Genomic DNA, 11,265 nt, shown 5'->3' with positions numbered 1-11,265 from the left:
CGATGCCGTAGTCCCCCCCCTTGACCAGCACATCCGGCTTGACCTGGCTCAGCAGGTTCTCCGGGGTACCCTCGGAGAAGCTGATCACCCAGTCCACCGCACCCAGCCCGGCCAGCACGGCCATGCGCCGGTCGACGCTGTTGATCGGCCGGCCCGGCCCTTTCAGGCGGCTGACCGAAGCATCGTCGTTGACGGCCACGATCAGGCGATCGCCTTGGGCCCGCGCCTGCTCCAGGTAGGTTACGTGCCCGGCATGCAGGATATCGAAGCAACCGTTGGTGAAAACGATCTTCTCCTTGTGCGCCCGCGCGTCATCGATGGCCAGCAGCAGCTGTTCCAGGCCCAGCACACCGCGCTCGGAGCCTTCCTCACGCTGGATCGCACGGCGCAGTTCAGGGGCACTGATGGCGGCGGTACCCAACTTGCCGACCACGATACCTGCCGCCAGGTTGGCCAGGGCCACTGCGTGGGGCAAGTCCTCACCGGCGGCAATCGCGGCGGCCAGGGTGGAGATGACGGTATCGCCAGCCCCGGTAACGTCGAACACTTCGCGCGCCCGCGCCGGCAAATGCAGCGCTGGCTGGCCAACGCGCAGCAGGGTCATGCCGTGCTCGCCACGGGTGACCAGCAAGGCGCCCAGGTCCAGGTCCTGAAGCAGCTGCAAACCCTTGGCGACCAGGTCGCCCTCATCGACGCATCGACCCACGATGGTCTCGAACTCGCTGAGGTTGGGGGTGATCAGGCTGGCGCCACGGTAGATGGAAAAATCCTTGCCCTTGGGGTCGGCCAGCACCGGAATGCCCTTGCCCCGGGCCGCCTGGATCAGGGCCTGGTGGTTTTTCAGCGCACCCTTGCCGTAGTCGGACAAGACCAGCACCTTGACCCCATCGAGCAGGTTGTCGACCTCGCTGGCCAGCGACAGCGGGTCGGTGGCGAAGGGCTCTTCGAAATCGATACGCAGCAGTTGCTGGTGTCGGCTCATGACCCGGAGCTTGACGATGGTCGGCTGGTGGGCAATGCGCTGGAACACCGAGCGCACCCCGGCAGCCTGCAGGCTATTGGCCAGGCTGTCGGCGGCCTCGTCCTGGCCGGTGACGCCGATCAGCGACGCGGGGGCGCCCAGCGCGGCAATGTTCAAGGCAACGTTGGCCGCACCGCCGGGGCGATCCTCGATCTGATCGACCTTGACCACCGGCACTGGCGCCTCGGGCGAAATACGCGAAGTACCGCCATGCCAGTAGCGGTCGAGCATGACATCGCCGACCACCAGTACCGGGGCTTGATCGAAACGCGGCATGGACAACTTCATGGGCAACCCATATGGAAATAATGAACAGGGGCAGGATATTAGCACAGGGTCGTCAATGGCTTTACGGCCAGATAGCCCATGGAAAATTCCCGTGACAATCGGGGCCATGACGGCCCCGATCAAGGAGGGTTCAGGTGATGTCGGCCTTGGCCGGCTCATCCAGGCCCATGGCATGCAGGCGGGCATAATGGCCATTTGCCGCAAGCAACTCGGCATGGGTACCGCGCTCCACCAACCGGCCCTGATCCATCACCAGAATCTGGTCGGCCTTCTCGATGGTGGACAGGCGATGGGCGATGACCAGCGTGGTCCGCCCCTGCATCACGTGGTCCAGCGCCGCCTGGATATGCCGCTCGGACTCGGTGTCCAGGGCAGAGGTGGCCTCGTCGAGAATCAGCAGTGGGGCGTTTTTCAGCAGTGCACGGGCAATTGCCAGGCGCTGGCGCTGACCGCCGGACAGCAGCACGCCGTTTTCACCGACTTCGGTATCGAAGCCCTTCGGCAGACGGTCGACGAACTCCTTGGCGTAGGCATCGGCCGCCGCGGCTTCGATGTCTGCGCGCGGGGCGCCGGCCAGGTCGCCGTAGGCGATGTTGTTGGCCACGGTGTCGTTGAACAGGGTGACATGCTGGGTCACTTGCGACACATGGCGGCGCAGGTTGCGCAGGCGATAGTTCTCGATCTCCACGCCATCGAGCAGAATCTGCCCTTTGCTGTGGTGATAGAAGCGCGGGATCAGCGCAGCCAGCGTCGACTTGCCACTGCCCGAGCGGCCAACCAGGGCGATCATTTGCCCGGGCTCGGCAGTGAAGCTGATGTCGCTCAGCACCTCGCGGTCGGTACCGGGGTAGGTAAAGCTGAGGTTGCGCACTTCCAGGTGCCCTTCCACACGCTCCTTCTCGACCGTACCGGTGTCCAGCTCAGGGGCTTCGTCCAGTTGCTCGAAGATGCTTTCGGCACCTGCAAGGCCCTTCTGGATGGTCGAGCTGACTTCCGACAACTGGCGAATCGGCTTGGGCAACAGGCCGGCAGCGGTGATGTAGGCGACCAGGTCGCCGGCGGTGGACTCGCCCCGCAGGAACAGCACCAGGAACATCAACGCGGCCATGGCGGTGTAGATCACCAGTTGCAACACCGGCGTGTACAGCGAACCGGTCTTGGTCATGCGCAGCTGCTTGTCGGTGTTGCTCAGGCTGGCCTTGCCGAAACGCTGCTCCTCATAGGCCTCGCCACCGAAGCTGCGAACCACGCGATAGCCCTGGATGGTTTCCGAGGCAACGTGGGTGACGTCGCCCATGGCTACCTGGATCTTCTTGCTCTGCTTGCGGAATTTCTTGCTGGCAACGCTGACCATTACCGCGATGACCGGCAGGATGGCGACCATCACCAGGGTCAGGTGCCAGTTCATCCACAGCAGGTAGGCGAACAGGAACACCACGGTCAGGCCTTCGCGGATCACTACCTTGATGGCATCGGTGGCAGCGCCGGTGACCATGGTCACGTTGAAGGTGATGCGTGAAATCAAGTGCCCGGAGTTGTGGTTGTCGAAGTAGCGGTTAGGCAACACCAGCAGTTTGTTGAACAACTCCACCCGCAGGTCGTGCACCAGGCACAGGGAGACCTTGGCCAGGAAGTAGTTACCAAGGAACGAGCCCAGGCCTTGCCAGGCGGCGATCAGGATGATCAGCAGCGGCACGGCCTGAAGCAATTGCAGGTCGCGCAGGTACGGCACGTTGGGGAACAACACCGCTTCGGGGTTGCTCAGCCCATCGACGAAATATTTGAGGATGCCGGCCAGCATCGGCTGGGTCGAGGCGAAGATCACGAAACCGATGATGCTCAGCAGGAAAATGCCGACGTAGGGTTTCACATAGCCCAGCAGCCGGAAGTAGATCTTCAGGCTGGAAGTGTGCTCCGCCGGTCGCGGTGTTTCGGCCATTATCAAGCTCGCTGTTCAGGTTGAACCGGAAATTTTACCACAGGCGTCATTTTCGGCACGCCCCCATGGCAGCATCATCGCAAGGCCGAGCTACAGGGCTGTGTGGGCGAGCCTGTTTCCTACCCGATGAATCGAAGACACCATGCATGGTGCTACCGCATTATTTTCGGCATTATTGCCGGTCATTTTGCTCGCCAGACGACAAGGCCCTATTCATGCAATGCTCGCGGCTCAACCAGGTCGACTTCGACCAGCTGACACACGGCGCCCAGGTGCTTGAGGCAGACAGCCATGGCGCCAAAGTCTACCTGCTCGCAGATGGTAATTTCCTCAAGGTTTTTCGTAGAAAACGTCTGATTTCATCTGCACTGCTGCGCCCGTACTCGCAGCGCTTCGTCGACAACGCTGCGCGCCTGGCACAACTGGGCATTCCCACCCTAGAGGTGATCAGCCAACACAAGCTCGACATGCCAGGCCGCACCGCGGTGCTGTATCGCCCTCTGCCGGGGCGCACCTTGCTGCAAATGTCTCGGGATGAAGGTTTCAGCTGGGATATCTACCTGCCGCGCCTGATCGAACTGATCCGCCAGTTGCACCGCAGCGGTGTGTATTTCCGCTCGCTGCACCTGGGCAACGTGGTGGTAACCCCTGACCAGCGCCTGGGCCTGATCGACGTAGCCGACATGCGCTTCCTGCGGCCGCCGCTGTCAGCGCGCATGATCCGTCGCAATGTGCAGCACATGGTGCGTTACATAGAGCGGGAAAACCTCGGCGAGCGCTTCCCCCTCGCTGCATTCGAGGGCGCCCTGCTCGCGCGTTGAGGTCAGCCGAGACATCGCTCGGCCAGCATCAATCGACGTTGTCGGGGGGGGCTTGCTGCGGGCAATCGAGGGCATGACTGCGTTGTTACTGTACAAAAACGGTAATACCTGCGCCGATCAAGGCCCCGGCCACCAGCGTCAATGCCAGCTTCATCCGGTCGCGCTGACGGCGCTTGGCCTTGCGCTCCACTTCAATGGGTACGGTCACGTGATTACCGAACCCAGTGTGCAATACCGCATCACCTTCCAGCGTGACCGCTGTCAGGTTGAGCTCGGCATAACGCCGGGACAGCGCCTTTTCTCCAGCATAGGCGGCAAATGGCGCACAGCGCTGGTAATCGCTCAACCGCCGCAGGCCGGGGTTCAACGAAAACGCCTGCCATTCGGCCTTGTCCGACAACAGGGGATAGCACGGCACGCCGGCGATCACCTGACGATCCCCGAGGTGAATGTACGGGCTGTGCACGGCCAGGTCGTGGGCGTGGCTGCGCAGCCACACCTGCAGCAGGTTGGGGCTGGCAGCCAGAATGGCCTGCGAGTCCTCGACGAAGCCTTGGCGATAGAAGTGCCAATCGTCCTCGCAGTGGAAGATGTAGGGCGTCTTGACGTGGCTGTAGGCCAGGTCGATAGACGCCAGTTGGCCTAGCTTGGGCCGGTTGACGAACACCTTGCAGTGCGGTTTCCAGTGCTCTGGCACAGCGTCATGCACGGCATCGTCACCTGAATCTTCGGTGATGAATACCTCGCGGATGGGCGCCGTGTTGTAGCGATCGAAACTCTCAAGGGTGTCTTTGAGCAGGTCGAACCGCCCACAACTGGTCACTACAAGCGTGACATCACTCTCATTTGAAAAGCGCACCGGACTCCCCCCGCGTTGCGACTGTCGGCTTTCAACGCCCGTTCCTGGGCGCCAAAGCTCTTATGTTAGAAGCCCAGCTTCAGGCGCAGCCGCTGCCATGCTGATAATGGCGGGCGGGGCCTGAGCGCTGGGCGCATGTGCTCGACGATGCTACGGCCTACAGCGCCGAAGCTGAAACGGGAAACCGCCAGATGGCGGCCGTTTTCGGCAATCTGCCGCGCCAGCTCAGGCTCGGCACGCAAGCGTCGCAGCTTGGCCTGAAGGGTCGGGATGGTGTCATACAACACCACGTTGTGCATGTCCTGTAGACCCAACGCACGGTTTTCCTGCTCGCCCTGGTCATAGGCCAGCAGTACACAGCCGCAGGCCATGGCCTCGAAATTCTTGATCATGTATTCGCCCATGCCGACATCGGCGCTGACGAAAAACCGGATTCGGTTGAGCGTGTTGCAATAGTCTTCGCCCGACTTGGTGCGGGTTACCAGCAGGTCCTCGACCTGCCCCAACTCGTCCAGCAGCGCCTTGCGGCCGCTGTAGGCCACGCTGTTGACACTGCCGACGAAGGCCAGTTCGATATCGCGCTCGCGCCCTTGGTCAGCCAGCAACTGCTCGTCATAACCCTTGGGCACGAATACCGCATCGAAGCCTTCCTGGCGCAGGCGCTCGCTGACCATGTAGCCAGAGCTGATCACACGCGTCCATGGCAGTTGCCGGTAGTGGGCGCTGAACTTGCCGGTGTACTTGCACGGGATGTAGTTCTGGTAGGCGTCGTGCTCGAGTATGACCAGGTTCGGCACGGTACGAATGAACGCGACCTGGCGGATTTCCTGCTTGAAGCGCAGAAAGAAAACAATGCGGTCATAGCGCTCGACCTGCACGTGGCGCTTGAAGTAGCGGCGCAGGTTGCGTTGGTCTTCGCTGGTCAACCAGCGCAGGTCGCATTCGCAGTTGGCCGCGACGCCGTCGTACAGGCGATCCAGGATCGCGCGCTGTTCCTTCTGTACCAGAAATAGGACTTTCATCATGTTCCTTGGGCGCTCTGCGCCAACGCGGTCAGTTTTACAGCTCACGCCGCCAGAACAGCTCATGCCGGCGCACCGCCTTGCGGAAGAACTCGTTCTCCCCATAAGGCGACGGGCGGCGACCGGCCAGCCACCGTTGCAGCAAGCGGCGCAGGCGACGCTTGAAGGGGGCTGGCGGTTGCAGGTCGTGCATCATGCCCAGCGCCATCGCCTTGTCACGCTGGCTGGCCAGGTCCAGTACCAGGCTGCAGGGGGCCCAGGCCTGATCCGCGCTCAACTGCGGCGGCAACGCCACGCCGTCACCGCTATCGCCCATTGGCCAGCGATCGTTGTCATGCAGGTGGTTGGCGTAGCACAGCAGGGTCTGTGGCTTCCAGGCCAGCCCCTGCAAGGCTTCGAGCACGGCGGCCTGGGCGCAGACGTGATCGGGGTGCGGGTCCAGCTGGGGGTGCGGCAGCACCAGCACTTCGGGCCTGGCCAACTCGAGCACAGCCCGCAAGTCGGCCAACAGGTTGTGCCAGGTAGGGGCACCGTCCTGGTCGGCGGGCAGCGGGAACGGGTTGAACTGGCGGAACGGGCGGATATCGGCCATGTCGGCTTCACGAGACACCGCAGGCCGATCGGGCGCCGCCTGCATGGCAGGCAATTGCAGGCAGAAGTAGCCCAACTGCACACAACGAGACTCCGCCACCCCGGCCCAGCGCGGCACGGCAATGCTGTCCCAGGCGCGCAGGCGACCTTTCAGGCGAGCGGCTTCGGCCTTGCCCAGGCCCATCTGTCGATAATGCTCGGCCTCGATTTCACCGGCGGTCAGCGTGACCACCCAGGCTTCCTGCGCTTGGCTGTACAGCCCGTAGGCGGCCAACTCGGCGTCATCGGCATGGGGGGCAATCACCATTACCCGCCGCCGTTGCAGTTCGACCGCCGGGGTTATCCACAAGCGCGGCTGGCCCAGCAGCCGGCAATGCCGGCCACGCAAGCGCAGTGTGCCGGCCTGCAGGGGCGCGGCCAGGCCGGTGAGGTTGAGATAACGCAAGCCAGCGACACCGCGCTCGAAGGTTTGCTGGTCGGTCTGCTCGCCCGCCAGCAGTTCGACCCGCGGATCGAGAAAACGCCCCAGCCAACTGCTTTTTATGTGCAGTTCGAGCACCAGGGTTTCCCCGCCCTGCAGCACGCAGTCGGCCTTGAGCAGACCGGCCTGCAAGCGCGCGGCCACAGGCCGGGTGTGCTCCCCGAAGTCGTAGGCGTAATCTTCGCCCGGGGTGTAGAACAGATGATCGGCAAACCACGCCTCATGCGCAGCCCACAGCAGCGGTAACAGCAAAAGCGGCAGCCACCACCAGGTGGCCAGGCCCAAGGCGACCAGCCCAGCAAGCCCAGCCAGCAGCGCCAGGCGTTTGTTGCGCCGGTGGCGCTTGAGCAACTGCTGCTTGCGACTCATGCCTGGTACACCGGCACGGGGTTGCACCAACGCTCCTTGTACTCGCGGTCGGCACGACCGAACGAGAACCGCAGCGGCTTGTTGCGCGCTCGGGCATCGTCCCAGGCCGCCTGGGTGTTGAGGAAGCTCAACACGCTACCTGGGCTGAAGGCCTTGGTTTCGGGGTCGACACCGCCGTTGATGTACTCCACGCTGACCCACTGCGGTGCCTCGACGCGGTACACCAGCTGGATCGCTATCGGCTTGCCGTCCAGCAGCAGTACCGAGCCGATCAGCAGCTCACGCAGCCGCTCCAGTACATCGGCCATGCGCTCTGCACCGGTGGCCGGGAAGCCCCAGCGGCGCTGGAACAGGTCGCAGTACATGCTGGCGATTTCCTGTGCGCTGAACGCGCTGATCGGGCGCACCACCCCGCCCGCCTCTTCCAGCAGGCGCAGCTCGCGGCGCTGGTTGTAGCGGAACTTCTTCGACAGGTCTTCGTGCGCGCGGGCCATGGCCAGCTGTTCCTTCTGCACCTTGAGCCCGCTGAAGCGGCCCTGGTTCAGTTCGGACAGGTAGCGCGCGCTGTGACGCAGCGGTGCGCCGGCATCGGGTGCGGCCGGCAGGATGATTTCGGCGTTGCCGAGGTCGAACAGGGCTTTCTTGCCGGCGCGTTTGAGCACGTCCTTGGACAGCGCCAGGTGGCGCCCCCAGGTCGCAATGGCGGCTTTCAGCTCGCCATTCTGGTGCCAGCCAAGGTAGCGCACGGGTATCTGCGCCAGGTCAGCCAGTTGCTCGACCACCAGCGGGTGAGTCGCGACGCTGCCGCCAAAGCGGGCCCACGCCTGGGCATAGGCGTGGGCGTCGATCACTTGCCAGCCGCGTTCGCGCCAAGCCTGAATACGATTGAGCATCACGCCTGCCCCACCAGCGCACGCACCTGCGGCAGTTGCCAGAAAGCCTCGCGCACGGCCTGGTCGGAAAAGCGCTCACGCAGGCGTTGCAGCATGTGTTCGGCACAGGCCTGGCGCTGCTGCCCGTCGAGCACGGCCATATGTTCCAGGCCCTGGGCCAACTGCCCGGGGTCGCCCAGCGGGAACAGCACGCCAACGCCCTCGACCACCTCGCGGGCACCGCCACAGGCGGTGGCCAACACGGGCACCCCGGCTACCATGGCCTCGAGCAGGACCATACCGAACGGCTCATGGTCGGAGCTCAGGGCGAACACGTCGAAAGCCCGGAAGTAACGGCGCGCGTCCGGCACCTGGCCAAGGAAGTCGACCTGCCCGGCAATACCCAGTTCGCCAGCCAGGGCCTTGAGCTTGCCTTCCAGCCGCCCCTTGCCAAGGATCGCCAGCCGGGCGCCGGCCGGCAGCCCAGGCAGTGCCTGGGCAAAACCGCGCAACAGCGTGGCCTGGTCCTTGTCCGGGTGCAGCCGGCCGACATTGCCGACGATCCATGCCTGCGCATCCAGGCCCAGCGCCTGCCGCGCCTCGGCGCGCGGCACCTGGGCCGCCTGCAGGGCCTCGAGGTCGATACGGTTGTACAGCGTCTGGATGCGTTCGGCCGGCCACTGCGGCAAGCAACGACGCATGTCGTCGCGTACGGCATCCGACACCCCGAGCAGGCTCAGGCGTTTGCCGAACAGGTTGGCGAAAATGCGCCGCCCCTTGCGCTGGTAGTCACCAAAGGCATGGTGCACGCCGATCACCGGCAGGCCAGTAGCCAGCAACGCCACATAGATCGGCTTGAAGCGGTGGGCGATGCAGAACGCAAAATTGCGTTCGGCCGCAATCCGCCGCAGGGCGCGGATCGCGCCGAGCTTGAGACCACGCACGGCCTTGGAGCTGAAGCCCAGGAACAACACCTCGTCCGAGGCGCAACCCGCCGCTACTTGCGGGTCGGCGGCACCCGTGAGGAACACCGTGGTCACCCGGTAGCCACGCCCCTGGAACAGGCTGGCGTACTGACGGGCACAGTCCAGAAACGGCCCGTCATAGCCATGGCAGAACTGCAGGATGCGCGGTTCAGAGCGGCTGGTCATAGGCGGCAGCGCCGTCCTTCACAACCAGGATGTCTTCCATGATCAGGTATTGCAGGTCCGAGCCGAAGAACATGTTCAGGGCGTCCGTCGGCGAGCAGATCATCGGCTCGCCACGGCGGTTCAGCGAGGTGTTCAGCGACACGCCGTTGCCGGTCAGGTCTTCGAGCGCCTTCATCATGTCGTAGTAGCGCGGGTTGTACTCGCGCTTGAGCACCTGGGCACGCGAGGTGCCGTCCTCGTGGACCACCTCCGGCACACGGGTTTTCCACTCTTCAGCCACTTCGAAGGTGAAGGTCATGAACGGCGCCGGGTGATCGACCTTGATCATCTGCGGGGCGACAGTGTCGAGCATCGACGGGCAGAAAGGTCTCCAGCGCTCGCGGAATTTGATCTGCTCGTTGATACGGTTGGCGACGCCCGGCACGCTCGGGCAACCGATGATCGAACGCCCGCCCAAGGCGCGCGGGCCAAACTCCATGCGGCCCTGGAACCAGGCCACCGGGTTGCCATCGACCATGATCTTGGCGATACGCTGCGGCATGTCGTCGAGCTTGCGCCACGCCGGTGCATTCGGGTGCCGAGCGCAGGCAGCGATCACGTCCTCGTTGGAATAGGACGGGCCGAGGTATACGTGCTCCATCTTCTCGACCGGTACGCCACGGGCGTGGGACACGTAGGCCGCAGCGCCAACCGCAGTACCGGCGTCGCCGGAAGCCGGCTGCACGAACAGCTCTTTGACATCCGGGCGGGCGATGATCTTCTGGTTGAGCTTGACGTTCAGCGCGCAGCCGCCGGCAAACGCCAGCTTGCCGGTTTCGCGCAGGGTGTCGCCCAGGTAGTGGTCGATCATCTGCAGGGCGATCTTCTCGAACAACGCCTGCATGCTGGCCGCGTAATGGATGTACGGCTCGTCGGCGATATCGCCTTCGCGCTTGGGCCCCAGCCACTCGATCAGCTTGGGCGAGAAGTAGAAGCCCTTGCCCTTTTCTTTGTGGCGGCGCAGGCCGATGACGTTGGCGTATTCAGTGTTGATCACCAGTTCACCGTTCTCGAAGCTGGCCAGGCGCGAGAAGTCGTATTTGCTGGCATCGCCATACGGCGCCATGCCCATGACCTTGAACTCGCCATCGAGCATCTCGAAACCAAGGAACTCGGTAATGGCACCGTACAGGCCACCCAACGAGTCCGGGTCGAAGAATTCCTTGATCTTGTGGATCTTGCCGTTTTCGCCGTAGCCAAAGAAGGTGGTGGCGTACTCGCCTTTACCGTCGATGCCGAGGATGGCCGTTTTTTCCTTGAAGCCCGAGCAGTGATAGGCGCTGGAAGCATGGGCCAGGTGGTGCTCGACCGGCTCGATCTTGATCTTTTTCGGGTCGAAGCCCAGTTGCTCCAGGCACCAGACGATCTTCTTGCGGTAGCGCTTGTAGCGGCGGTTGCCCATCAGGATGGCATCGAGGGCGCGATCCGGGGCGTACCAGTAGCGCTTGGCATAGTGCCAGCGCGCCTTGCCGAACAGGCTGATGGGCGCGAACGGGATGGCAACCACGTCGACGTCGGATGGCTTGATGCCTGCCTGCTCCAGGCAGAACTTCGCCGACTCGTAGGGCATGCGGTTCTTCGCATGCTTGTCACGCACGAAGCGCTCTTCTTCGGCGGCGGCAATCAGCTTGCCATCAATGTACAGGGCCGCGGAAGGGTCATGGCTAAGGGCGCCGGACAGGCCAAGAATCGTCAATGCCAAGGGATTAGCCTCTTCATTCGGTAGAGATGCGCCAGCGGCCGCTTGGGCGGGTGGCGACTAAAAGGCGGGATTATAACGCAAAGATCACGGACTGCGCGGTCGTTGTAGGA

General features: G+C 63.5%; 9 protein-coding genes. 1 reads left to right on the top strand and 8 read right to left on the bottom strand.

What is annotated here, in order from left to right; translation table 11 throughout:
• Together hldE and msbA are read right to left on the bottom strand one after the other, a co-directional pair.
• On the bottom strand, positions 1-1,309 hold a 1,309-nt coding region (hldE, locus tag APH30_RS23500), incomplete at its 3' end, for a bifunctional D-glycero-beta-D-manno-heptose-7-phosphate kinase/D-glycero-beta-D-manno-heptose 1-phosphate adenylyltransferase HldE (protein ID WP_054913912.1).
• Positions 1,310-1,439: 130 nt separating this feature from the next.
• Positions 1,440-3,248, bottom strand: coding sequence for a lipid A export permease/ATP-binding protein MsbA (gene msbA, locus APH30_RS23495; RefSeq protein WP_009681345.1), 1,809 nt, complete (start codon positions 3,246-3,248; stop codon positions 1,440-1,442).
• A gap of 215 nt (positions 3,249-3,463) precedes the next feature.
• Here msbA and APH30_RS23490 point away from each other — a divergent pair, with 215 nt between their 5' ends.
• A complete protein-coding gene (locus APH30_RS23490) occupies positions 3,464-4,069 on the top strand; it encodes a hypothetical protein (protein ID WP_009681346.1) in 606 nt (201 codons plus the stop codon).
• An 85-nt stretch (positions 4,070-4,154) separates the two neighbouring features.
• Here APH30_RS23490 and APH30_RS23485 read toward each other — a convergent pair whose 3' ends face one another.
• The 6 genes from APH30_RS23485 to APH30_RS23460 form a co-directional block, all read right to left on the bottom strand.
• Complete coding sequence (locus APH30_RS23485; RefSeq protein ID WP_054913911.1) at positions 4,155-4,928, bottom strand: glycosyltransferase family 2 protein; 774 nt, start codon at positions 4,926-4,928, stop codon at positions 4,155-4,157.
• A 65-nt stretch (positions 4,929-4,993) separates the two neighbouring features.
• Positions 4,994-5,950: a glycosyltransferase gene (locus tag APH30_RS23480; protein ID WP_054913910.1), complete on the bottom strand. Its 957-nt coding sequence runs from the start codon at positions 5,948-5,950 to the stop codon at positions 4,994-4,996.
• Positions 5,951-5,987: 37 nt separating this feature from the next.
• Positions 5,988-7,391: a PIG-L deacetylase family protein gene (locus APH30_RS23475; RefSeq protein ID WP_054913909.1), complete on the bottom strand. Its 1,404-nt coding sequence runs from the start codon at positions 7,389-7,391 to the stop codon at positions 5,988-5,990.
• Positions 7,388-8,284 carry an antimicrobial resistance protein Mig-14 gene (locus APH30_RS23470; RefSeq protein WP_054913908.1) on the bottom strand — a complete coding sequence of 299 codons (897 nt, stop codon included), beginning with the start codon at positions 8,282-8,284 and terminating at the stop codon, positions 7,388-7,390. Before APH30_RS23470 ends, APH30_RS23475 begins: the two co-directional genes overlap by 4 nt.
• Positions 8,284-9,414 (bottom strand): glycosyltransferase, encoded by a 1,131-nt coding sequence (locus tag APH30_RS23465; RefSeq protein ID WP_054913907.1) that lies wholly within the window; start codon positions 9,412-9,414, stop codon positions 8,284-8,286. Before APH30_RS23465 ends, APH30_RS23470 begins: the two co-directional genes overlap by 1 nt.
• Positions 9,398-11,155 carry a carbamoyltransferase gene (locus tag APH30_RS23460; protein ID WP_054906200.1) on the bottom strand — a complete coding sequence of 586 codons (1,758 nt, stop codon included), beginning with the start codon at positions 11,153-11,155 and terminating at the stop codon, positions 9,398-9,400. Before APH30_RS23460 ends, APH30_RS23465 begins: the two co-directional genes overlap by 17 nt.
• Positions 11,156-11,265 lie beyond the last annotated feature (110 nt).

Origin of the sequence: Pseudomonas sp. NBRC 111127 (assembly GCF_001320345.1) — a bacterium.
GTDB lineage: Bacteria > Pseudomonadota > Gammaproteobacteria > Pseudomonadales > Pseudomonadaceae > Aquipseudomonas > Aquipseudomonas juntendi.
The sequence above is the reverse complement of the archived record's forward strand: the minus strand, read 5'-3'. Positions and strand labels throughout refer to the sequence as shown.